21 protein-coding genes are annotated in these 23,513 nt (G+C 64.0%); 15 read left to right on the top strand and 6 right to left on the bottom strand.

Annotation, left to right across the window (positions count from 1 at the left end; genetic code table 11):
- Positions 1-45 precede the first annotated feature (45 nt).
- The 4 genes from ENJ37_04295 to ENJ37_04280 all read left to right on the top strand — a co-directional run bounded on the left by ENJ37_04295 (position 46) and on the right by ENJ37_04280 (position 2,901).
- Entirely contained in the window at positions 46-240 is a 195-nt protein-coding gene (locus ENJ37_04295; GenBank protein HHL39703.1) for a DUF2065 domain-containing protein, read from the top strand.
- A gap of 485 nt (positions 241-725) precedes the next feature.
- The gene (gene queA / locus ENJ37_04290; protein ID HHL39702.1) at positions 726-1,784 is read left to right on the top strand and encodes a tRNA preQ1(34) S-adenosylmethionine ribosyltransferase-isomerase QueA; all 1,059 of its coding nucleotides are present in this window, start codon (positions 726-728) and stop codon (positions 1,782-1,784) included.
- A 170-nt stretch (positions 1,785-1,954) separates the two neighbouring features.
- Positions 1,955-2,485 carry a hypothetical protein gene (locus ENJ37_04285; protein ID HHL39701.1) on the top strand — a complete coding sequence of 177 codons (531 nt, stop codon included), beginning with the start codon at positions 1,955-1,957 and terminating at the stop codon, positions 2,483-2,485.
- Positions 2,486-2,676: 191 nt separating this feature from the next.
- Entirely contained in the window at positions 2,677-2,901 is a 225-nt protein-coding gene (locus tag ENJ37_04280; protein ID HHL39700.1) for a DUF433 domain-containing protein, read from the top strand.
- 144 nt (positions 2,902-3,045) lie between these two features.
- Here the strand turns inward: ENJ37_04280 and ENJ37_04275 are convergent, their stop codons facing one another.
- The 3 genes from ENJ37_04275 to rlmN form a co-directional block, all read right to left on the bottom strand.
- The gene (locus ENJ37_04275) at positions 3,046-3,789 is read right to left on the bottom strand and encodes a hypothetical protein (GenBank protein ID HHL39699.1); all 744 of its coding nucleotides are present in this window, start codon (positions 3,787-3,789) and stop codon (positions 3,046-3,048) included.
- 571 nt (positions 3,790-4,360) lie between these two features.
- Entirely contained in the window at positions 4,361-6,031 is a 1,671-nt protein-coding gene (locus tag ENJ37_04270; protein HHL39698.1) for a polysaccharide deacetylase family protein, read from the bottom strand.
- 174 nt (positions 6,032-6,205) lie between these two features.
- Entirely contained in the window at positions 6,206-7,234 is a 1,029-nt protein-coding gene (rlmN, locus tag ENJ37_04265) for a 23S rRNA (adenine(2503)-C(2))-methyltransferase RlmN (protein HHL39697.1), read from the bottom strand.
- Positions 7,235-7,336: 102 nt separating this feature from the next.
- On the opposite strand from rlmN, the gene ENJ37_04260 reads away from it, so the two are divergent.
- From ENJ37_04260 to ENJ37_04235, 6 genes are all read left to right on the top strand, one after another.
- The gene (locus ENJ37_04260) at positions 7,337-8,032 is read left to right on the top strand and encodes a GntR family transcriptional regulator (GenBank protein ID HHL39696.1); all 696 of its coding nucleotides are present in this window, start codon (positions 7,337-7,339) and stop codon (positions 8,030-8,032) included.
- Positions 8,025-8,291 carry a hypothetical protein gene (locus ENJ37_04255; GenBank protein ID HHL39695.1) on the top strand — a complete coding sequence of 89 codons (267 nt, stop codon included), beginning with the start codon at positions 8,025-8,027 and terminating at the stop codon, positions 8,289-8,291. The genes ENJ37_04260 and ENJ37_04255 overlap by 8 nt, the downstream gene beginning before the upstream one ends.
- Before the next feature lie 7 nt (positions 8,292-8,298).
- Positions 8,299-9,270, top strand: coding sequence for an RluA family pseudouridine synthase (locus ENJ37_04250; GenBank protein HHL39694.1), 972 nt, complete (start codon positions 8,299-8,301; stop codon positions 9,268-9,270).
- Positions 9,132-10,007, top strand: a complete 876-nt coding sequence (gene pgeF / locus ENJ37_04245; protein HHL39693.1) for a peptidoglycan editing factor PgeF — start codon at positions 9,132-9,134, stop codon at positions 10,005-10,007. Before ENJ37_04250 ends, pgeF begins: the two co-directional genes overlap by 139 nt.
- 45 nt (positions 10,008-10,052) lie before the next feature.
- Positions 10,053-10,676 (top strand): dephospho-CoA kinase, encoded by a 624-nt coding sequence (locus ENJ37_04240; GenBank protein ID HHL39692.1) that lies wholly within the window; start codon positions 10,053-10,055, stop codon positions 10,674-10,676.
- Positions 10,677-11,196: 520 nt separating this feature from the next.
- Complete coding sequence (locus tag ENJ37_04235) at positions 11,197-12,444, top strand: transcription termination factor Rho (GenBank protein ID HHL39691.1); 1,248 nt, start codon at positions 11,197-11,199, stop codon at positions 12,442-12,444.
- A 375-nt stretch (positions 12,445-12,819) separates the two neighbouring features.
- On the opposite strand, the gene rffA is transcribed toward ENJ37_04235, so the two are convergent.
- Genes rffA through ENJ37_04220 form a run of 3 tightly spaced genes read right to left on the bottom strand, consistent with a single transcriptional unit; the run spans position 12,820 to position 16,202 of the window.
- Positions 12,820-13,953 (bottom strand): dTDP-4-amino-4,6-dideoxygalactose transaminase, encoded by a 1,134-nt coding sequence (gene rffA, locus ENJ37_04230; protein HHL39690.1) that lies wholly within the window; start codon positions 13,951-13,953, stop codon positions 12,820-12,822.
- Positions 13,954-14,007: 54 nt separating this feature from the next.
- Positions 14,008-15,105 carry a dTDP-glucose 4,6-dehydratase gene (rfbB, locus tag ENJ37_04225; protein ID HHL39689.1) on the bottom strand — a complete coding sequence of 366 codons (1,098 nt, stop codon included), beginning with the start codon at positions 15,103-15,105 and terminating at the stop codon, positions 14,008-14,010.
- Positions 15,106-15,134: 29 nt separating this feature from the next.
- Positions 15,135-16,202 (bottom strand): glucose-1-phosphate thymidylyltransferase, encoded by a 1,068-nt coding sequence (locus ENJ37_04220; GenBank protein HHL39688.1) that lies wholly within the window; start codon positions 16,200-16,202, stop codon positions 15,135-15,137.
- A 212-nt stretch (positions 16,203-16,414) separates the two neighbouring features.
- Here ENJ37_04220 and ENJ37_04215 point away from each other — a divergent pair, with 212 nt between their 5' ends.
- The 5 genes from ENJ37_04215 to ENJ37_04195 all read left to right on the top strand — a co-directional run.
- Positions 16,415-17,137 (top strand): ABC transporter ATP-binding protein, encoded by a 723-nt coding sequence (locus ENJ37_04215; GenBank protein HHL39687.1) that lies wholly within the window; start codon positions 16,415-16,417, stop codon positions 17,135-17,137.
- Between the two features lie 11 nt (positions 17,138-17,148).
- Positions 17,149-19,524 (top strand): ABC transporter permease, encoded by a 2,376-nt coding sequence (locus tag ENJ37_04210; GenBank protein ID HHL39686.1) that lies wholly within the window; start codon positions 17,149-17,151, stop codon positions 19,522-19,524.
- Between the two features lie 75 nt (positions 19,525-19,599).
- The gene (locus ENJ37_04205) at positions 19,600-20,730 is read left to right on the top strand and encodes an efflux RND transporter periplasmic adaptor subunit (GenBank protein HHL39685.1); all 1,131 of its coding nucleotides are present in this window, start codon (positions 19,600-19,602) and stop codon (positions 20,728-20,730) included.
- Between the two features lie 873 nt (positions 20,731-21,603).
- On the top strand, positions 21,604-22,263 hold the full coding sequence (locus ENJ37_04200; GenBank protein HHL39684.1) for a c-type cytochrome: 660 nt from the start codon (positions 21,604-21,606) through the stop codon (positions 22,261-22,263).
- Positions 22,264-22,279: 16 nt separating this feature from the next.
- Positions 22,280-23,513: twin-arginine translocation signal domain-containing protein (locus ENJ37_04195; protein HHL39683.1), on the top strand; the 1,234-nt coding region annotated here is incomplete at its 3' end.

The raw sequence follows: 23,513 nt of genomic DNA, 5'->3' as shown, positions 1-23,513 counted from the left end.
CCGGGTCTTGCGCAGCCGCCGGAGCTGTGCTGCAATGGAGGTGTCGTGGTCTTCGCCTTCACAGTGCTGGCCGTGGTCCTCATCGTCGAGGGCATACCGTACTTCGCCTTCCCTCACAGGGTGAAAGAGTGGGCGCGGCTCCTCGAAGAGATACCGGAAAAGAACCTGAGGGCGATGGGCCTGGCGGCCATGGTCTTCGGGCTCGTCCTCCTCTACGCCCTCAGCTTCTACAGGCATTGACCGGGGGTAACGATCCCCTCCACGGCCGACGGGATAGAGGGGGGAGCCTCTCTCCGGCGAGTCCTCCCAGGGTGGTCCCCCCTGTGGGGCCGAGAGTCTTCTTGGGAAACTCTGATTTATTGCACTGAGGGAACCTTTTTGTAAAAAGGTTCCCTCAGACTCCCTCCAAAAACTTTTAATGCGACTTGGTTTCCCCCTGTTTTGCTTGGCAAAACAGGGGGAAACCAAGTCGTATTGAAAGTCTTTGAAGGGGGTGTCTTTGTCCGCATTGGCTGCCCGGGGTGGCGGTCCTCTGGAGGTTCGGGCCGCAAAGGCGTAAAAATCCCGCCTGGCGCGGGCCGAACCTCCAGAGGACCGCCAAACATCCGAATAGCATACGAGGGGGGTCTTGGGGAGACGTGGGCCTGTGGCCCTTCTACAGAAAGTCTCCCCCAGGGTAATTAATCAGAGCTTCCCTTGTCGTGCGTCATGGAGGTGGCGCAAATATGGGGCCGCAGGACTTCGACTACCGGCTGCCCGCCGAACTCATAGCCCAGCGTCCGGCCCCGGAGCGCGGCGCTTCGCGGCTCATGGTGCTCGACAGGCGCGGCGCAAGGCTCTTCCACCGCAGCTTCGGTGACGTGGGCGAGTGGCTGCGCCCCGGCGATGTGCTGGTGCTCAATGATACCCGCGTCATGCCGGCGCGGCTTGTGGGGCGCAAGGCCACGGGCGGACGGGTGGAGCTACTGGTCGTGGAGCCCGATGCCGCTAAAGGGGGCGAGGGGCCCGGTCTCCGGCGCTGGCGCTGCCTTGTGGGTTCGTCGCGGCCCGTGCGGGAGGGGACGGTGCTCTTCTTCGGCGACAGGGGCGACGTTCTCACGGCGCGGGTGCTCCGGGGCCGGGACGCCGGCGGCCTTCGGCTGGTGGAGTTCGAGGACGGCGATGTGAGGGCCGCCATGGAGCGCGTCGGCCGGGTGCCGCTTCCTCCATACATAAGGCGCGAGCCCGACGGCGCCGACGCCGAGCGTTACCAGACGGTCTTCGCAAGGAACGACGGCGCCGTGGCCGCTCCCACGGCCGGCCTCCACTTCACGGCTGAGCAGATCGAATCTCTCAGGGCGAAGGGGGTTGAGGTGCGTTTCCTGACGCTCCACACCGGGCCGGGCACCTTCATGCCCGTCAAGGCCGACGACGTGAGGGAGCACCGTATGGCCGGCGAGCGCTATCACGTGACGGCCGAGGTCCTCGACGCCCTCAGGAGGGCCCGCGCCGAGGGACGCAGGGTCGTGGCCGTGGGCACGACCGTCACGAGGGCCCTCGAGACGGCCGTTCTCGACGGCTTCGACGAGCCCAGGCTCTCGGGCGTTACGGACCTCTTCATCTATCCGGGCTTCGAGTTCAAGGCCGTAGACTCCCTGATAACCAACTTCCACCTTCCCCGCTCGACCTTGATCATGCTCGTCTGCGCCTTCGCCGGAAAGGACCTCGTAATGGAGGCATACGCCGAGGCGGTCCGCCGCCGCTACCGCTTCTACAGCTACGGCGACGCCATGCTCATACTCTGAGACGGCCGGAAGGGTCCGGCCTCGTCTGGAAAGGGGCGCGGCCCCGGGGCTGCCGCAAGACTCTCAGGCGCGTCGCTTCTGCCGGCGCGGCGCTCTCCGGGAGGTGGGGGCGCGCCAGGCGGGACTTTTACGCCTTTGCGCCCCGACCTCCCGGAGAGCGCGGCAAGGGCGTGCCTGCCGGGAGACTCCATCCAAGGACGTTCAACGCAAGGCGCACGATGGTCGAAGGCGGCAGGTTCATAGCCGACTCCATGCTCGGCAAGCTCGCCCGCTGGATGCGCACCCTCGGCTTCGACGTGGCCTACGAGCGCGCCATAGACGACGCCGTGCTCGTAAGGAGGGCCGTCGAGGAGGGACGCACCATCCTGACGCGCGACAGGCTGCTCATAAGGCGCAGGCTCGCCCGCGGCAGGTCGTTCCTCGTCGAAAGCGACCACGTGGACGCACAGCTCCGGAGCGTGGTGGAGCGCTTCGGCCTGCCGCAACGGGGTTTTCTCACAAGGTGTCTTCGCTGCAACGTCCTTCTTGAGAGGGTCGGGAGGTCGGAGGTCGAGGCGGTCGTGCCGGCCTATGTCTTCGAGACCTGCCGGAGCTTTGCGCGCTGTCCCGGCTGCGGCCGCATCTACTGGGGCGCTACCCACAGGGAACGGATGATCGAGGAGATAGAGAGGATGCTCGGCAAGGGAGCGGTCGACTTCTGAGGAGACGGGGGAAGACTTTCTGTCAACAAGTTCCCGCCTGGCGCGCCCCGCCCCTCCGGGCCACCGCCGGGCAAGCAAAAAAGAGGGCCTGGCGGAACTTCCGGTTTGCCCCTTTCCTTTGCGCATCCTGATTGAGTTTGGGGGAGGGTATGGTAAAATCAGGAAAGACCGCGCAGAGGGGGTGATCTGTTATGGAAATAGCTCCGAGAATAGAGGCGGATGAAAAGGTGCGTTTCGGGAAGCCTGTGATAAAGGGTACCCGCGTTCCGGTTGATCTGGTCCTTGGCAAGCTCGCCGGAGGGATGACTTACGAGGAAGTGATGGCTGAATACGACATTACAAAGGAAGACATCCTGGCGGCCTTGAATTATGCTTCAAAACACCTCTCCGATGAGGAAGTCAGGGTTGTAGGCTGAGATGCCGAGGGGGCAGGGCTGTTAGGTTTTTTCAGTTGCTCAAATCCAAATATTTCCTGAACTTTTCTTTTGCGGGCTCAAACTGCTCTAATAACCATGTTAGTTCTTTTCAGGCGGTCAGATGCAGCGCCTTGTTATACACTACTATGGATCCATAAAGACGAACACTATGCCAAGCACACCAATTGCTGGATAAATAGATCCCCCAACAGAAAGGACGACTCCAATGAAGAACTTGGTCGCCCTCCCACCGTGAAAACGAAATAACTGACCAGTAATTTCTTGCTTTTTTATTACTACATCATCAAACCTTTTTGGTAACTCTATACTTACTATTTTTTCTCTTAGCAAGTTCGCAAAGTTTCGAGTTTTACAGAGAATCGGGACGCCAGTTTTTTTGCTAAACCCGATAATTGTTGCTATTACATCACCCAAAAGATTCAATTTTGGACTCATAGAAATATAGAATTGACGATTTCGAAACATTGAGAGAATAGCATGGTATTCTTGTTTGTCCTCAACATCTTCATCAGAAATTTTCGTGAAAGAAATTTTTTCGATATTATCATAAAATCTCTCCCAGTTACATTGTGACATCTCAGAGTTTCTTCGATTTCGATGACGATAAGGTGAATAAGAGAAATAAAAAAGAAGCTTGCTTAAAAACGCTTTGTATTCATCACTATCTTTAGATAAGGATATTAGTTTATACAAGCTATTTGGGATATACACTTGATAGTTATTATTATATTTTAATTCATGGCTCATTAAGTAATGCAGTACCGAGGGGTCAAATATCAGCTTGTTTGGCGGAATCTCCACATTGCCACGTCCATGAATATGGAAATGCCCACTGCCTCCAGAAAGCATAACTTCAAAATCCATCATGACTTATCCTTTTTGTGTATAACTCTTTATTCCACCCAAAGTCTCCGTTTGTCTTCGTTCCCAAACAAAAACACGCCAAAATTATACATCAACCTCCAGGAAAGTCAATGAAACCTGGCTTTCACCGTCCATAACACTGATATTCCATACTTCTGGAGCTTTGGGGCAGGACAAGGGGGCGCTTCTTTATCGCTGACAATCCTCCTCTATCCGCTCCACCGGAGAGCGGATTTTGCGTCTTCTTTCACCCTTCTTCTTGACCGCTTTCGTGATACGCGGTGGCCCGGGGGGGCGCGCCAGGCGGGATTGTTACGCCTTTGCGCCCCGAACCTCCAGAGGACCGCCCCCCTGGCAGCCAATGCGGACAAAACACCCCCTTCAAAGATTTTTAATTCCCTGTGGGTCATCCCGATTTTGCTTGCAAAATCGGGATGACCCGCAGGGCGTTAAAAGTTTTTGGAGGGAGTCTGAGGGAACCTTTTTTCAAAAAGGTTCCCTCAGTGCAATAAATCAGAGTTTCCAAAAGGTTTCCTCGGGCGAGCGCCCCCTTCGGCTTCCTTCGTACTCTTTGTCAGGAAGGCTCCCTCCAGGGCAGGAGCAGGGTCTCTTTGAGCGGCGGCAGGTAGCCTGGGGTCATGAGGAGGGCGGCCGCGGCGGGCGGTTTCGGACTTCGCGCGACGATTGTCGAGCCCTTTCTTTGTCTGCGGTCCGCCTTCTCCCTCACCCACGCCAGGGCGCGGCCGCCGTCCTTTCTCTTCATCAGTTCCGTCACTCTTACGAAGCGGTAGCCCCGTGAAGCGAGCTCATCGAGGAGCGGGGCCAGCACCGAGGTGAGTCTGTCGTCGCTTCGGGCCGTGCCCAGGTGCATGAGCGCCACGCCTCCGCGAAGCCCTTTTCCCGTCCAGCCGAAGGAGAGCAGGCGGCTCTTCATCTCGAAGGCGCTGCGGTAGAAGGGCGAGCCCCTGTCGGCCACCCAGTCGAGGGTGTCGAGGCTTTCGCGGCTTGCATGGTCCGTCGTCCAGCCGACGTGGACGTAGCCTTCGCCGGCGGCCCACTCCATGAGCTCGTCGTTTATCTCGCCGTAGGGGGCGCGCCAAAGCGGGACCATCTCCTCGCCCGTCGTCTCGCGGAAGAGGCGGGCGGCCCCTTCGAGCTCCCGTGCCAGAAACTCCCTGTCAACGCCGGCGAGGGTGGTATGCCTGAAGGTGGCGGCGTAGTCGGTCAGGTGGGGGTGCGTCATCGTGTGGTTGCCCACCTCGTGTCCCTCCCTCACCATGCGACGCACGAGTTCCGGATAGAGTCTTATGAACCGTCCCGTAAGGAAGATGGTGGTCTTTATCGAGCGTTCTCTGAGGATATCGAGGATCGTCACGGCCTCGTCGGCCTGCGAGCCGCCGTCGAAGGTGAGGGCGAGCTCCATCCTGTCGGTGCGCCCCCTGGTGAAGTGGAGCGACGGCGGCGGCTCCGCCCCCTCCGTCCCGGCCGGCCCCCGGCCTTGGGGCGGCGCCGGGCGCTGCGGCAGCGGCCGGCCGTAGAGCCACGGCGCAGCCGCCGTCGTCAGGACCGGGGAGCCGATGGAGGCGACCCCGGCGGCTGTCGAAGGCGTTATTTCCGTCCCGGCCGCAACCGCGGGCTGGCGCCCGGGAGGAGCCGGCGTGTCGAGACTTGCGGCCGTCACTATGAAGAGGGTCGAGAAGGAGGCGAGTCCCGGCAGGAGAAGCCCTCCAAGGGCTGGCCCGGGGCGAAGCGCATGTTTCAGGGCATGGAGCAGGTGTGCGAAGGAGCGCTCCAGCGAGAGCTCCACTCTGTCGAGGATGCGTCCCGCCAGCCGCATCGCAGAAGCGCCGCGGCATCGCAAGAGATATATCCTGTAGGAGAGGGCGCGCTCAAGGCGCAGCACTGCGGATAGAGAGCCCGCCGCAGCCATGAACGGCAGCAGGCGCGCTACGGCAGCCACCCCGCCCATGGCCTCTGCGGCCCGCACTCTCAGCCCATGGACAGGGGGCGCACTCAGGGCGGCGCGCCTGCACAGGGCGGCGAGGCGGCGGCCCGTGGCGCAAAGAAGCGAGACGGTTGCAAGCGCCGTCAGAGCAAGCCCTACGGTGGCAAACCATATGCGGGGACTCCACCGCAAGCTGCGGCCCGTCGAGTAGGCATCTTCCACCGCGGCTCTCCGACCCGGCCCGCGGGCGGGCGCGCCGTCCAAGCCGCGGCGCCTCTGTGCTGTAGGGCTGCGACCCATCTCCACTTCCCCGCACTTACACGCAAAGCGGCTATTGCGTCCCTCTCCACCAAGTTTACCACCGTCCCACGGGGCGCGTCAAACCCGAAGAAAAGAGCCGGGGGGAACCTTTTACCCCTTTACGCCCGGCCCCCCGGCGACCGCCCTGCCGCCAAGCGGCACGAGCGGCTGTGCTCAAGGATGGAGCGGCCTTGCCGCAAGCTGGCCGCAGGCGGCGTCGATGTCCCGGCCCCTGCTCTCCCGCGTGAAGACGGCATAGCCCGCGTCGAGGAGGCGTTTGTGGAAGGAGGCGACCCGGCTGGGCCGGGGCGGCCTGAAGCGCGAGCCCTCGAAGGGATTGAAGGGTATGAGGTTCACCTTGCAGGGTATGGGACGCAGCAGTCTTGTGAGCCGCGCGGCGTCGTCGTCGCCGTCGTTTACGCCGTCGATCATGACGTACTCGATGGTGATGCGCCGGCCCCGTTTGAGGGGGTAGCGCCCCAGCGCGGCGATGAGCTCGCCTATGGGGTGGCGTCTGTTGACGGGCATGAGGCGGCTTCGCACCTCGTCGGTCGTTGCGTTGAGCGAGACGGCGAGGTTCACCTGCGAGATGGCGCCGAGGCGCTCGATTGCGGGTACGAGTCCCACGGTGGAGAGCGTTACCTTGCGGGCGCCGAAGGCCATGCCCCTCGGGTCGGTGAGCACCTCGAGCAGCCTCGCCACGTTGTCGAAGTTTGCGAGCGGCTCGCCCATGCCCATGAGCACCACGTTGGTTATGCGAAGTCCCTCGGGCGCGAGGCGCTCGGCCTCGAGGACCTGTCCCGCCATCTCGGCGAGCGTGAGGTTGCGCCCCGGCCCCATGGCCGCGGTCCTGCAGAAGAGACACCCCATGGCGCAGCCCGCCTGCGTGGAGACGCACAGTGTTGCGCGGTCCTTCTCCGGCATGAGCACGCTCTCCACGCAAAGGCCGTCGTCGAGGACGAAGAGTATCTTCCTCGTGCCGTCGCCGGAGGCGAGGACCCGGGCCGCCTCGGGCCTTGCGAGGGTATACTCCCGCGAGAGCCTCGCGCGAAGCGCCTTTGATATGTCGGTCATCTCCTCGAAGCCTCGAGCGCCGCGGCGCTGTATCCATGCGTAGAGCTGGTCGGCGCGGAAGCTTCGCTCCCCCATGGCCGAGACCTCGGCGGCAAGTTCGTCGTATGTGAAGTCGAGGAGGTTCTTCATGGGCGTCTTCTTTTGAAAACTATGTGAAATTATTAGGGAAATGGATTCGGTCCCTTTCAAAAGACCTTGACTTTGCCTCCGTTTGAGTGTATACAGTATATCATGGAAAAGGTTAAACTGCTCGACTTTCCGGTGAGCAAGCCCCAGACGCTGCGCGAGCGTATCGTCGACTTCGTAAAGGACGCCGTCGTATCCGGCCGCCTCAAGCCCGGCGACCGCGTGCCCGAGGCCGAGCTCGCCGAGACCTTCGGCATCAGCCGCACGCCCATACGCGAGGCCTTCCGCCAGCTCGAGAGCGAGGGGTTCCTGACGGTCACCCCCCGCAAGGGCGCGGTCATAACGTCCATAACCGACCGGGACGTGCGCGAGTTCTACGCCATCAAGAGCATCCTCGAGGGTTACGCCGCCCGCGTGGCCTGCGAAAGGCTCACGGAGCGCGACATACGGCGTCTTGCTTCGCTCAACGTCCAGATGGGCCGCTGCGCCGACCGCGACGACGTGAAGGGCTTTTTCAGGCTCGACAACCTCTTCCACGAGATATTCCTCCGGGCCTGCGGCAACGAGAAACTCCTGACGCTTCTCGGCCAGCTCGTCCAGCAGTTCGAGCGCCTGCGCATCGCCTCGCTCTCGGTCCGGGGGAGGATGCACACCTCGGTCAGGCAGCACGGCGAGATAATAGATGCCTTCAGGTCCCGCGACGCCGACCTCGTGGAAAGGCTCGTGCGGGCCAACGCCGAGATGGGCGGCGAGATACTGGTGCAAGAGATACTGAGGGAGCAGGAAGACGCCAATGGCTAAGATCACCTCGCCCGAGGCCGCCAAGAGGCTGGCCAGGACCATCATCTCCGACATCGCCATATACAACAGACAGAAGATCCTCGACGGCATAAAGAACGACAACCTCTTCGACCTGCTCAAAGAGGAGCTCGACGAGGGCTACGAGCTCTACTGCGAGCGCGTGGACCAGAGCATCGTCAGCTCCAGCAACTACTACAACAACGCCATCGTCGACATCCTCGTGAAGCGGAGCGGTGACATAGAGAGCGGCATCTGGTAGGGCCGCCATGGAGTCCGTCTCCCGCTTCGAGGTCGGGGCGGCCGAGGCCGGCGTCCGGCTCGACCTCTTCGTGAGCGAGAGGTTCGAGGCCCTCACGCGCACCGCCGCCGGGCGTCTCGTAAGAGAAGGGCTCGTGCTCGTCGACGGCGCCCGCTCCAAGCCGGCCCGCAGGCTCAAGGCCGGCGAGCGCGTCGAGGTGACCATCCCGCCGGCCGTCGAGCCCTCCTGCGAGCCCGAGCAGATACCGCTTGATGTCCTCTACGAGGACCGCTTTCTCGTCGTCGTAAACAAACCGCCCGGGCTCGTGGTGCATCCGGGCGCAGGCCGCACTACGGGCACGCTCGTAAACGCCCTGCTGCACCGCTTCGGCTCGCTCTCCTCGGTGGGGGCGCCGCTTCGGCCGGGCATAGTGCACAGGCTCGACAAGGACACCTCCGGTGTCATGGTGGCGGCGCGCGACGACGCCGCCCACCACGCCCTTGCCGCGCTCTTCAGGGCGCGCCGCGCGCGCCGCCGCTACCGGGCCCTCGTCTGGGGCGACGTGAAAGACGACGAACTCACCATCGACCTCGCCATCGGCCGCGACAGGGTGCAGCGAAAAAAGATTTCACCGCGCTCGGCGAGGGCGAGGAGGGCCGTGACCCACCTGCGCGTGCTCCGCCGCTACGGTCCGGTCACACTCGTAGAGCTTCGCCTGGAGACGGGCAGGACCCATCAGGTGCGCGTCCACCTCTCGGCCATAGGCCATCCCGTGGTGGGAGACCCCCTCTACGGCAGGCGCGCCGTCTGCGCTGGGCTCGACAAACCGGTCTTCGATGCGTTGCGGGCAATGAAGCGCCAGTGCCTCCATGCCGCGAGCCTCGGCTTCGTCCATCCCGTCACGGGCCGCGACATGGAGTTTCACGCCCCCGACCCGCCCGACATGGCCGCCCTCCTCGACCTGCTCGAAGAGCGCTGCGCCCGCGGAGGACGTCGGTGAAGGACGGCGCCGTAGTCTCGGCCGTCCTCGCCGGAGCCAGCGGCACGCGCCACGCCTTCCTGACGGCCCGTCACGCCGTGCGCCGCGACGGCGGGGAGCCGGTGTTCACCGACGCCGCCTCGCTGGACCGGCTCATGGGCGGAAGGCTTCACCTGCTCGTTACGCCGAGGCAGGTCCACTCGGCCTCGGTCCTCGTTGTCGACGACGCCTCCGACGCCGGCAGGGCCGCCCTCTCCGGCGCCGAGGCCGACGCCGTGGTCACGGCCCTGCCGGGCGTTCCCGTAGGCGTACTCACGGCCGACTGCCTGCCGCTGCTCCTCTACGACCGGACAAAGAGGGTCGTGGCCGCCGTCCATGCGGGCTGGCGGGGCGTGGCAAAGGGGGTGGTCGCCGCGGCGCTCGCGACGATGGAGGAGGTCTTCTCATCGCGGCCCTCCTCCATTCTCGCCGCCCTCGGACCGGCCATCGGCCCCTGCTGCTTCGAGGTCGGCTCCGACGTGGCCGCCGCGTTCGGCGAGGCCGGCCTCGGTCCCCGCTTCTTCTCGCCGGCAGGGCGAAGCGGGCGCTTCATGTGCGACCTCGCCGGGGCGGTGAGCGACCGCCTCGCCGGGGCCGGCGTGAGCGGCGGCGCAATCTCCGTCGAGCGGCGCTGCACCTGTTGCGGGCGGGACTTCTTCTCCCACCGCCGCGACGGAGCGGCCATGCGCCAGCTCAGCTTCATCATGATCGACCCATGAGCCCGCCAGCCCCTTGCGGGCGGCCGGGGCAGCGGAGCCCATACCATGGTGCTGGGAGTCACGGGAGGCATGGCCACGGGCAAGAGCCTCGTAACGGCCATGCTCAAAGAGCTTGGAGCCGAGGTCGTCGACGCGGACGCCATCGCAAGGGAGATCGTCGAGCCGGGACGGGAGGCGCTCTCCGAGATCGTCCGCCGCTTCGGCGACGGCGTCATCGCCGCCGACGGCGCGCTCGACAGAAAGGCCCTCGCGGAGATCGTCTTCGCCGACGCCCGAAAACTCGCCGCGCTCTGCGAGATAACCCACCCGAGGATCAGGGCCGAGATAAGAAGGCGCATAAGAGAGCTGAAAAAGAAGGACCCGCAGGCCCTCATCGTCGTCGACGCCCCCCTGCTCTTCGAAACGGGCCTCGACCGCGAGATGGACAAGGTCCTCGTCGTCTGCGCGCCCGAACACCTGCAGCTTGAGCGGGCCCGCTCAAGAGACGGCCTCACCGAGGAGCAGGCCCGCTCCCGCATGAAGGCCCAGATGCCGCTCGAAGAAAAGCTCAGGCGCGCCGATTACGTGGTGGACAACTCCTCAACCGTGGAGCGCACCAGAGAGCGCGTCGAGGAACTGTACAGGGAGCTTGCGGCAGCCCCCCGCCCGCCCGACGCACTCCGCCCTTGAGGTTCCAAATGTCCGAATTCGGTTGACAGGACCGCGAAAGCGTGGTAGAGTAGAAACACCATTCAATCCGAACGGAAAAGACGAACACCTCTGTCAAAGGTTTTCTTGACATCCCCTAACAAACAATCCGACAAACGAAAAGTCCAGAGGTAGAACTCACAAGCCCCAGATTACCTTGATTACCCTGGGGGAAACTTTCTGTAGGAAGTTTCCCCCAGACCCCCTTCAAAGACTTATAATTCCCTGCGGATCATCCCGATTTTGCTTGCAAAATCGGGATGATCCGCAGGGCGTTAAAAGTTTTTGGAGGGAGTCTGAGGGAACCGTTTGTTTGCTCTTAGAGCCGCGTTTGCTCTGATCGTCCAAGGAAACGAGGTTTCTTGGCTCAAGTGAAAAGTCTTGGTACGGGGGGCCGGGGGAAACTTTCCTCAAGACAGCTTCCCCCCAGCGGTCTTGCCGTCCCCGCCGGTCGGGGGGACCTGTTGGCCGTATTATTCCATTCAGCCCAGGAGTGTCCGTAATGAATCTCAAGGAACTAAAGGAAAAGAAGATAAACGAACTGACCGCCCTCGCCAAGAAGTACAACATCGAGGGCGCGACGAGCATGAGAAAGCAGGACCTCATCTTCTCGTTGCTCCAGGCCCAGAGCGACCAGAACGGCCTCATCTACGGCGAGGGCGTTCTCGAAACCCTGCCCGACGGCTTCGGCTTCCTGAGGGCGCCGGACTACAACTACCTGCCCGGCCCCGACGACATCTACGTCTCGCCGTCGCAGATAAGGCGCTTCAACCTGAGAACGGGCGATATCGTCTCCGGCCAGATCCGCCCGCCCAAGGAGGGCGAGCGCTACTTCGCCCTGCTGAAGGTCGAGCAGGTCAACTACGAGGCCCCCGAAGTGGCCCGCGAAAAGATACTCTTCGACAACCTCACCCCCCTATACCCCCAGGAGAAGATAAGGCTCGAAAGAGAGCCCGGCAACATGTCCATGCGCATCATGGACCTCTTCACCCCCATCGGCAAGGGGCAGCGCGGCCTCATCGTATCGCCGCCGAGGGCGGGCAAGACCATACTGCTCCAGCAGATAGCCAACTCCATAACGACCAACCACCCGGAGATCGTGCTCCTCGTCCTCCTCATCGACGAGCGCCCCGAGGAAGTGACCGACATGGAGCGCTCCGTCAACGGCGAAGTCATAAGCTCCACCTTCGACGAGCCCGCCCAGCGCCACGTCCAGGTCTCGGAGATGGTCATCGAAAAGGCCAAGCGCCTCGTCGAGCACCAGAAGGACGTGGTCATCCTCCTCGACAGCATCACGCGCCTTGCCAGGGCCTACAACACCGTCGTCCCACCCAGCGGAAAGGTCCTCTCCGGCGGCGTCGACTCCAACGCCCTCCACAAGCCCAAACGCTTCTTCGGCGCGGCCCGCAACATCGAAGAGGGCGGCAGCCTCACCATCATCGCAACGGCACTCATCGACACGGGCAGCCGCATGGACGAGGTCATCTTCGAGGAGTTCAAGGGCACGGGCAACATGGAGATAGTCCTCGACAGGAAGCTCGCCGAAAGGCGCATATTCCCGGCCATCGACCTCAACAAGTCGGGCACGCGGAAGGAAGACCTGCTCCTCACAAAGGAAGAGCTCAACCGCATCTGGATACTCCGCAAGGTCCTCCAGCCCCTTAACCCCATCGAGAGTATGGAGTTCCTCCTCGACAAGATGCAGCACACCGACTCCAACAAGGCCTTCCTCGACTCCATGAGCCGCTGACCTACTTTCTTTTTTGTAAAAAAGAAAGTAGGCAAAGAAAAAACAATGGCCAAGTTGAGCTCCGTAGCGTTGTGCGGTCTATGAGCGGCCCGTCGCCGTCCTGCTTTCTTTTTTTGTAAAAAAGAAAGTAGGCAAAGAAAAAACAATGGCCAAGTTGAGCTCCGGAGTGTTGTGCGGTCTATGAGCGGCCCGTCGCCGTCCTGCTTTCTTTTTTGTAAAAAAGAAAGTAGGCAAAGAAAAAACAATGGTCAAGTTGAGCTCCGGAGTGTTGTGCACTCCGTGAGCGGTCCATCGTCGCCTCTCCCATAGCTCCTTCTCATTCCCCTGTTGTCGAAAGCGTGGACGGCGTAGCCCGTCGGGCTCCGTGCCGGAGGGTCAGGCGCCGAGGAAGGTCTTTATCTCCCGCGCCACCTCGGCCTGTTCGGCCTCGGTTATGGAGTAGAAGAAGGGCAGGCGCACGAGCCGCCTGCTCAGGTCCTCGGTCACGGGCAGCATGCCCTCGCGGTAGCCGAGACGGCGGCCCACCTTCGAGAGGTGGAGCGGCACGTAGTGGAAGACGGCGAGGATGCCCCTTGACTTGAGGTGGGCGATGAGGCCGTCCCTTGTGGTCTCGTCCTCGACGATCAGGTAGAAGAGGTGGTGGTTCGGCGCGCACTCGGCGGGGAGGCGCGGAAGGCGGGCGAGCCCCTTCGCCTCCAGCACCGAAAGCTCCTGCTCGTAGAAGCGGTATATGGCGCCGCGCCTTGTGGTGATGGCGTCCATGTTCTCAAGCTGCGCGTAGAGGAAGGCCGCCTGCAGGTCCGAGGGCAGGTATGACGAGCCTATGTCGACCCACGTGTACCTGTCCACCTCCCCCCGGAAGAAGCGGCTGCGGTCCGTCCCCTTCTCGCGCAGTATCTCGGCCCTCTCCACGAACCGCCCGTCGTTTATGACCAGCGCGCCCCCCTCGCCGCAGATGAAGTTCTTCGTCTCGTGGAAGCTCAGGGCGCCGAGGGCGCCTATGGTCCCCAGGGGACGGCCCCTGTAGCTTGCGCCCAGGGCCTGGGCCGCGTCCTCTATGACGTGGAGGCCCCTGGCCGAGGCGGTCTCGGTGATGGCGTCCATGTCGCAGCCCACGCCGGCGTAGTGGACCGCCACCACGGCTTTCGTCCTCTCGGTGACGGCCTCTTCCACGAGAGCCGGATCGATGTTGAGCGTATCGGGCCTTATGTCCGCGAAGACGGGCCTTGCGCCGCGCAGGTGGAAGGCGTTGGCCGTGGATACGAAGGTGTAGGAGGGCATTATCACTTCGTCGCCGGGACCGGCATCGATTAGCATGGCCGCCATCTCGAGGGCCGCCGTGCACGAGGGGGTGAGCAGCACCCGCGCCGCGCCGAGACGCCCCTCGAGCAGCTCGCCGCACTTCCTCGTGAATACCCCGTCGCCCGCAATGTGGCCGCTTGCGACCGACTGGGCGATGTAGTAGAGCTCCTTGCCCACTATGAAAGGCTTGTTGAACGGTATCCTCATCTCTCTTCCCGCGGCGACGGCGGCCGGGCCGTCATACGAAGAGACGGACCGGGGTCAGGCGTTCGTCCTCGATGCGTACTGGAGCTCGTAGTAGCGGCGGTACTCTCCCGAGACGACCCGCTCCCACCAGCGGCGGTTGTCGATGTACCAGGCCACGGTCCTGCGCAGCCCTTCCTCGAGCTCCGTGCGCGGCGTCCATCCAAGCTCGTCTCTGATGCGCGAAGAATCGGTCGCGTAGCGGCGGTCGTGGCCGGGCCTGTCGGCTACGAACCTTATGAGCCGCCGCCTCGGCCCGTCGAAGGGGTGGAGGCGCCGCAGCTCCCCGCAGGCCGCAACGGCTTCGTCGACGAGGTCGCACAGCAGCCTTACGAGCTCGATGTTCTCCATTTCGCGGCCCGACCCTATGTCGTAGGTCCGTCCCGCCTCGCCGCGCTCGCAGACAAGCTCCACCGCCTCGCAGTGGTCGGCCACGTGGAGCCAGTCGCGCACGTTGCGCCCGTCGCCGTAGACCGGGAGCTCGCGGCCCTGAAGGGCGTTTATTATCATCAGCGGAATCAGCTTCTCAGGGAACTGGTAGGGGCCGTAGTTGTTGGAGCAGTGGCTTATCACCACCGGCAGGCCGTATGTGCGGTGGTAGGAGCGCGTCAGGTGGTCCGAGGCCGCCTTGCTCGCCGCGTAGGGCGAGTTCGGCCTGTAGGGCGAGTCCTCGTTCGAGCGTTCTCCAGCGGCCAGCGAGCCGTAGACCTCGTCGGTGGAGATGTGCACGAACAGGCGTCCCTCCCCGCCGGAGCGCCAGTGCCGGCGCGCGGCCTCCAGGAGCGTGAACGTGCCCGTCACGTTGGTCTCGACGAAGGCGCGGGGGCCGAGGATGGAGCGGTCCACGTGGCTCTCGGCGGCGAAGTTGACCACCCGGTCGAAGTCCTCTTCGGCGAAGAGGCCGTCCACCAGTGCCTCGTCGCAGATGTCGCCCTTTACGAAGCGGTAGCCGCCGGGACCAGGCGACTCGACCAGCTCGGCGAGGTTCTCGGGGTTGCCGGCGTAGGTCAGCTTGTCGAGCACCGTCACGCGCACGTCCGGCCGCTTCGCGCGCAGCATCCTGATGAAGTTGCTCCCTATGAAGCCCGCCCCCCCTGTAACGAGTATCTTCCTCATCGCTCGATTCCCCGCGGCTCAAGGGGGCTTCAGACCTCGACTATCGAGTCCTCGCCTATTATGAGACGGTAGGCGCGATGCCGCTCCCCGGCCCTCACCACCCTGGCGTTCATTCCGACCAGGCTGTCCTCCATGCGGTCGATGTCGCTTATGACGGCGCCCGTCATGACCACGCAGTGCTCGATGGCCGACCTCTCCACCCGCGCCTTCTCGGCGATGGAGGTGTAGGGTCCCACGAAACTGTCTCTTATGACCGCGCCGGCGCCCACGACCACGGGACCGCGAAGGGTGCTGTTGGTGATGACGGCCGTCTCGTCTATCTCGCACCGTCCGCTTATGCGCGAATCCGAGGCGAGCCCGGCGGGCACCTTCCTCCCTATGAGCTCGTCGAGCACCGTGGTGTTGGCCGCCAGGAGATCGTCCTTCTTGCCCGTGTCGAGCCACCACGTGTCTATGATGTGGCTGCGCACGGTCGCGCCCATTTTCATGAGCTCCTTCACGGCGTCGGTTATCTCCAGCTCGCCGCGCCACGACGGCTTTATGGCGTCGACGGCCTCGTGGACCCTGGGCGAGAAGAGGTAGATGCCCACCAGCGCAAGATCGCTCTTCGGCTCTTTCGGCTTCTCCTCGAGGCCTGTGACGTGACCCTCATCGTCGACCTCCGCCACGCCGAACGCGCAGGGGTTCTCCACGGACTTGAGGAGGATGAGGGCGTCGGCGTGCTCCTTCTCGAAGCTCTCGATGAAGCTCTCGATGCCGCAGCCGATGAGGTTGTCGCCCAGGTACATGACGAATGGCTCGTCACCGAGGAAGCCGCGGGCCGTCTTGACGGCGTGGGCGAGCCCCAAGGGCTCGCTCTGTACGATGTAGGCGACCGATACGCCGTAATCCGAGCCGTCTCCGATGACCCGCCTTATCTCGTCGCCCGTCTCGGGAGAGATGATCATGCCCACGTCCCTTATGCCGACGCGCGCGATGTTGGTGAGCACGTAGGCCAGTATGGGACGGTTGGCCACGGGGATCAGTTGCTTGGGGCCCGTGTAGGTTATGGGATGGAGCCGGCGGCCGCGGCCGCCGCTCAGTACAAGCGCTTTCATTCGCCCTCCGCAGGGAATTAAAAGTCTTTGAAGGGGGGCCGGGGGAAACGTGGGCCCATGGCCCTTCTACAGAAAGTCCCCCCCCCAGGAACATACTATATCGAAAAAACTCCGGGAACACAATATCGTAAAAGCCGCAGCGCCGGGGTCCGCGCCCCGGGGCCGTGTAAATGGGCTTTCACAAGCCCCCCGGTTGCTGTATATTTACATACATGAACAGCGGCGGCGACTACGGGACGGTCTTCGAGGCCAGGGGGCTCACCAAGGTATACAGGATGGGCGAGGTCGAGGTCCATGCCCTGCGGGGCGTGGACCTCGACCTCTACGCCGGCGAATTGGTCGTCCTTCTCGGCCCATCGGGCAGCGGCAAGTCCACGCTCCTGAACATCCTCGGCGGCCTGGACAGGGCGACGGCGGGCCGGGTGAGCTACCACGGCAGGGACCTCACGAGGGCCACCGAGCGGGAGCTCACGGCCTACCGCCGCTACCACGTGGGCTTCGTCTTCCAGTTCTACAACCTCATCGCGAGCCTCACGGCCCTGGAGAACGTGGCCGTCGTGACCGAGATAGCGAAGGACCCCATGCGCCCGGAGGAGGCGTTGGAGATCGTAGGGCTCGGAGCAAGGCTCAACCACTTCCCGGCCCAGCTCTCGGGCGGCGAACAGCAGCGCGTGGCCATAGCGCGGGCCATCGCCAAGCGTCCGGCCGTGCTGCTCTGCGACGAGCCCACCGGCGCGCTCGACTCGGCCACTGGCGTCGTGGTCCTCGAGGCCCTGGAGCGGGTGAACCGCGAGCTCGGCACCACGACGGTCCTCATAACCCACAACATCGGTATCGCCGCCATGGCCGATCGGGTCATACGCCTCGCCGACGGCCTCGTGGCGGGCATAGAGCGCAACAGCAGCAGGAAGAGCCCCCGCGAGCTCGCCTGGTAGGGAGGTCCCCGGTGAAGGCCGTAGACAGAAAGCTGCTGCGCGACCTCTGGAAGATGAAGGGCCAGGCCCTGGCCATCGCCGTCGTCATGGCCGGCGGCGTGGCCATGTTCGTCATGTCGCTCTCCACCCTCGACTCCCTCTACCTCACCCGCGAGACCTACTACCGCGACTACCGCTTCGCCGACGTCTTCGCCTCGCTGGGGCGCGCGCCCGATACTCTCAAAGGGCGCATCGAGGAGATAGAGGGTGTTGAGCGGGTGGAGACGAGGATCGTCTCCGCCGTCAACGTCGATGTCGAGGGCTTTGACGAGCCCGTAATAGGGAGGGTCGTCTCCCTGCCCACAGACGGCCCCGGCGGAGGCGGGCCCGAGCTCAACGCCCTCTTCTTCAAGGCCGGCCGCTACGTAGACCCCCTGCGCGGCGACGAGGTGGTCATAAGCGAGACCTTCGCCCAGGCCCACGGACTCGGCCCCGGCGACACGGTGACGGCCGTCATGAACGGCAGGAAGAAGAGGCTCAAGGTCGTCGGCGTGGCCCTTTCGCCGGAGTACATATACCAGATAGCCCCGGGGGCGATGCTGCCGGACTTCAAGCGCTACGCCATCATGTGGATGGCCAGGCGCAGCGTGGCCGCCGCCTTCGACATGGAGGGGGCCTTCAACGACGTGGTCATAAGGCTTTCACGGGGCGCCGACGAGGAGTACGTCCTGGATCGCCTCGACGAGATACTCGACCGCTACGGAGGGCGCGGCGCCTACGGCAGGAGCGAGCAGCTCTCGCACCGTTTCCTCGACGAGGAGTTCAAGCAGCTCGCCACCGTCGCCACCATGTTTCCCGTCATATTCCTCGGTGTGGCCGCCTTCCTCCTCAACGTGGTCGTCACAAGGCTCGTCGGCACCCAGCGCGAGGAGATAGCGGTGCTCAAGAGCTTCGGCTACGGCAACGGGGCCGTGGGCCTCCACTACCTCAAGCTCGTGGTGCTGCTCACGCTCGCCGGCATGGCCGGGGGCATGCTTTTGGGCGTCTGGTTCGGCAAGGGGCTTAGCGGGATATACGGCGGCTTCTACCACTTTCCTTACCTCCACTACGTGCTTGCGCCGTGGATCCCGGCGGCGTCGCTTCTCGTGAGCCTTGCGGCGTCGCTTCTCGGCACCTTCACGGCCGTGCGCCGGGCGGTGAAGCTTCCGCCGGCCGAGGCCATGCGGCCCGAGCCGCCGGCCGTCTACAGGGAGACGATCCTCGAGCGCATGGGGTTTAAGCGCCTGCTCGCCCAGCCCACACGCATGATAGCCCGCCACCTTGAGCGCCGTCCCGTAAAATCGATGCTCTCCGTCGTGGGCATATCCTTTGCCTGCGCCATCATGGTCTTCAGCGGCTTTCAGGAGGACGCCGTGGACTTCATGGTCCGCGTGGAATTCGGGCTCTCCCAGCGCGAGGACCTGGCCGTGAACTTCGTGGAGCCCATCTCCAGGACGGCCCTCCACGAGCTCTCGGCCATGGAGGGCGTGACGGCCGCCGAGCCCTTCCGCCGCGTGCCCGTGAAGCTTCGTTTCGGCCACCGCGACTACCGCACCTCCATACAGGGGTTCGAGCCGGGCGGTGACCTCCACCGCGTGCTCGACAGGCGTCTCGATCCCATAGAGCTCCCCCCCTCTGGCCTCGTCCTGACCGACTACCTCGGCGACATCCTCGGGCTCCGTCCCGGCGATGTGGTGACGGTGGAGGTGCTCGAGGGGAGCCGCGCCGTGCGCCGCGTCCCCGTGGCGGCGCTCGTGACCCAGTACATGGGGCTCGGCGGTTACATGGACCTCAGGGCCCTCAACCGCGTGAGCGGCGACGGCGACGTGGTCAGCGGCGTCTATCTCGCCGTGGACTCCGCCCGCGAGGGTTCCGTCTACGCAAGGCTCAAGGACATACCGCGCGTGGCCGGCACGGTCGTCCACAAGACGGCCCTCGAGAGCTTCAACGAGACGATGAACAGGATGATACTCTTTTTCACCTTCATCGCCTCGCTCCTTGGCGGGGCCATAGCCTTCGGCGTGGTCTACAACAGCGCCCGCATCACTCTCTCCGAGCGCAGCCGCGAGCTTGCGACCCTCCGGGTGCTGGGATTTACAAGGGGCGAGATTTCGTATATCCTCTTGGGTGAGCTCGCGGCGCTCACCATCGCCGCCCTTCCCCTGGGCTTTGTCATAGGCAAGGGGCTGTGCGCCCACATGGCGGCGAGCCTCCAGACCGAGCTCTACCGCGTCCCGCTCGTGCTCGAGCGCGACACCTTCGCCACGGCCGCCGTTGTCGTCATGGTCTCGGCCGTATTCTCGGGGCTCATCGTGCGCCGCCGGCTCGACGGGCTCGACCTCGTGGCCGTTCTCAAGACCAAGGAGTAGGGTGTGAAGCTTCGCCGCTGGATAGTGCTCGTCTTCTTCGCCGCCGCCGCGGCCGCGGCGCTCGCCTACGGCTTCATGCCGGCTCCGCTTCCCGTCGAGACCGCCTCGGCGGTGCGCGCTCCGCTGCGCGTGACCGTCACCGAGGACGGAAAGACGCGGGTCGTGGACCGCTTCGTCATCTCGGCTCCCGTGGCGGGCTTTGTGAGGAGGCTGAGGCTCGATGTGGGCGACAGGGTGTCCAGGGGGCTGGTGGTCGCCGAGATGGAGCCTCTGCGCCCGCAGGTGCTCGACCGGCGCAGCCGCGCCGAGTCGCGGGCCAGAGTCGAGGCGGCCCGGGCGGCGCTCAAGGCCGCCGTGGAGAAGGCGGCGGCCGCGGCCACCGACAGGGACCTCGCCCGCACCGAGTACGAGCGCATTGAGCGCCTCCATGCCGGGGGCTACGCGCCCCGTGATATGCTCGACCGCGCCGGGGCCGATCTCGACCGCGCCGAGGCGGCGCTGCGCTCGGCCCGCTTCTCCGCCGACGTGGCCCGCTTCGAGCTCGAGGCGGCGCAGACGGCGCTGCGCTACTCGGCGGCGGAAGGCGACGCCGCAGATGCCGGCGAGGTGGTGACCCTTCGCTCGCCCGTTGCCGGAAGCGTCCTCAAGGTCTTCAGAAAGAGCGAAGGGGTCGTGGCCGCCGGCCAGCCCCTCCTGGAGGTGGGAGACACGGCGGCCATCGAGGTGGAGGTGGACGTCCTCTCCGAAGACGCCGTGCGCATCCGGGAGGGTATGGCCGTCGTCATAGAGCGATGGGGCGGCGCCGTGGCTCTGGAAGGAAAGGTGCGCACCGTGGAGCCCGTGGGCTTCACCAAGGTCTCGGCCCTCGGCGTGGAGGAGCAGCGCGTGCTGGTGATTGTGGAGATCACGTCGCCTCGCAACAGGTGGGAACGACTGGGACACGGCTACCGCGTGGAGGCGTCCTTCGTACTCTGGGAAGGAAGCGACGTGCTCCAGGTCCCCGCAAGCGCGCTCTTTCGCCGCGGCGAAGGGTGGGCCTGCTTCGTGGTGGAAGAGGGGCGCGCACGACTTCGCATGGTGAAGGTGGGGCACCGTAACGGCCTGGCCGCCGAGATACTATCGGGCCTGCGTCCCGGGGAGATCGTCATCACTCACCCGGCCAACGAGATCGACGACGGCGTGGCCGTCGAGCCCTCGATCCCTTGAGGGCGGCGCCCGCAGGTGCGAACGGGGCCCTCCCTGCAGAGGGTTTTTCAGGGCTGCCGCGCCGGTTAAAGAACGTTCATTTTTATCTTGACAGCCATGTCCGCTTCTATTAATGTATACAAGCGTGAAGGAAGTGAAGGGGGCAACATCAGCATCAGGCGGCCGGTCCCGAACCAGCCGCAGGCCGATTCATCGACCGCTGTCGGATCCGTTTGGTGTGCGGGTCCGCGCTGAGAGGCACTGTCGCAAGGGCACAATCGACTCGGATATACATCTATAGCCAGCACGCTTCATCGTGCCGCGAGTGAAGACCATCCGTCCTTTACGAGCGGCGGCCCTTGGCCCTGGATGAGGCGACGCGGCCCTGTGGCCGACCTCCGCCGGGTCCTCTCCCGGTGACAGTCGCTTCAAGGACTGCGTCCCCTCCTGTCAGGGTCTCCCCAGATCGATCCCTTCCACCAGAAAAAAATCAGCCACCTCGATCAAACAGTCGCCGGAGTGCGGCGGCCTGTAGAGAAGACCTCCATGCCTGCAGGCGGAGGCGGCGGGTGAAGGCGGCCCGGAAATAGCGCTGCAGACCCGCCGATACCGCCTAACGGCCCCTCGTCCACCGTCCCGGAGGCGAGTGCTGGCAGTCGGTGCGGGCAGTCAGGTCCTTTGCCGCCGTCTTCTGCAGCCATCTTTGTTCGATCAGGCCGGCGCCGCTTCCGGTGCACATACGGCGCCCGCTACGGCACCGACGCTCTTTATTCGCGGCCGATGCGGCTCCGGGCGCCGCCGCGGCCGCCCGCCGGCATAGTGACAACGACGATGAAAGGAGGTGAGTCAACGGGCAGCTTTGTTCGACAAATCACCTGAATTCGAGGAGGAACGATGAAGAGTTTTTCTCACCAAAAATTTGTTTTGTTGGCCTCCGGCTTCCTCGGGGCGTTCATGCTCCTGTCGTGTTCCATGCTGTCGGTCAACGCCAGGGCGGGCAACGACCTGGTGAGCAGAGGGCGCAAGGTCTTTCTTGAGAACTGCCAGGCCTGTCATCAGAAGGACGCCGAGGGTCAGCCGGGGGTGGCGCCGTCGCTGACCAACAAGGAGTTTCTCAGCATAGCCTCCGACCGCTTCCTGACCGAGACGATACGCAACGGACGTCCCGGCACGGCCATGGTGGGCTTCGGCGACACGGTGGACATCAAGGCCATCATCGCCTATCTCCGCAGTTACGCGCAGCTCCCCTACAGGGGCGACATCATAGACGATCCCTCCAAGGCGCAGGGCGACGCCGAGATCGGCGAGGTCATCTTCCGCAGGGTCTGCGAGAACTGCCACGGCGTCAACGGCGCCGGCTACGAGACCGGCGGGTCGGGACCGGCCATAGGCAAGAAGGGCTTCCTCGACGTGGCGACCGACTCCTTCATACGCGCGACCGTCAAGGAGGGACGCTCCAACACGAAGATGAGGGGCTTCAGCGGACCCGAGGGCCTGGCCAACCTCACCGACCAGGAGATAAACGACGTCATAACCTATATGCGTACACTGTAACCAAGGGAGGAGCAGCATGAAGCGAATCAAGATAGACAGGCGCCAGTTCATAAAGGGGACGGCCTACATCGGCGCGGCCGCGGCCGGGGCGAGCCTCTTCTCGCCGGCAAACCCCGAGCTCGAGGCGGCCACGGCCAAGGAGGGCAGGTCGGCGACCCGCACCACCGCACTGGCCCAGTGTCCCTACTGCGGCGTCGGATGCGGGACCATAATACAGGCCGAGAACGGCAAGATCGTCTCCATGAGGCCCGACCCCGATCATCCCACCAACAAGGGTCTCCAGTGCATCAAGGGCCTCACGGCCGCCGAGCCCCTCTACGTGGACCGCATGGAAGGCGACCCCTACGTGCGCAAGGACGTCTGGGAGGAGTGGAACAAGCCGGGCCACGGCGACCTCGAGTACATCACCAAGAGCAAGGGCCGCTTCGACGAGGAACTCTTCGTCAGGGTCCCCTACGAGAAGGCATCGGAGATGGTGGCCCACAAGATAGCGCACTTCGTCAAGAAGTACGGCGGCAACTCGGTGGGCCTGTACGGCTCGGGCCAGCTCACCGTGGAGGGCCAGTACCTCGAAAACCTCTTCATGAAGGGTGTTCTCGGCTCCAACACCATCGAGGCCAACGCCCGCATGTGCATGACCTCGGCCGTCACCGCCTACTTCGCCACCCTCGGCTCCGACACGCCTCCGCTCGCCTACGAGGACATCGAGCTCAGCGACATGGTCATGCACTTCGGCCACAACCCCAGGGAGTCGCACCCCATCATCTTCTGGCGCATAGCCGACCACAAGAAGAAGACCGACATCCCCACCGTCGTCGTCGATCCCCGTTACACGGGCACGAGCCAGGGCTACGACGCCATCAACTCCAAGAACCACACGCACGTGCCCATACTCAACGGCGACATAAGCTTCCTCAACTCGCTGGCCCACGTGCTCCTCAAGGAGCATCCCGACGTAATCGACTGGGACTTCATGAAGAAGCACACCACGGGCTGGAAGCAGTACACCGACGGCGTGCTCGCCAACTTCAGCCCCGAGCAGGTGCAGGACCGCATGGGCGGCACCCAGTACCCCTACGGCGTGGGCGAGAAGGCCAACGTGCCGCCGGAGATGATCCGCAAGATAGCCGCCCAGTTCGCCGACGCCACGAGGAAGCGTCTCGCCCGCGGCCCCAACGGCCACGGCGGCGTCATCATCATGTGGGGCATAGGCTACAACCAGCACATCCACGGCCAGCACAACGTCATAT

The sequence above is a fragment of the Deltaproteobacteria bacterium genome, assembly GCA_011375175.1.
Classification (GTDB): domain Bacteria; phylum Desulfobacterota; class GWC2-55-46; order GWC2-55-46; family DRME01; genus DRME01.
Note: the sequence above shows the minus strand (reverse complement) of the source record. Positions and strands in the feature narration are given on the sequence as shown.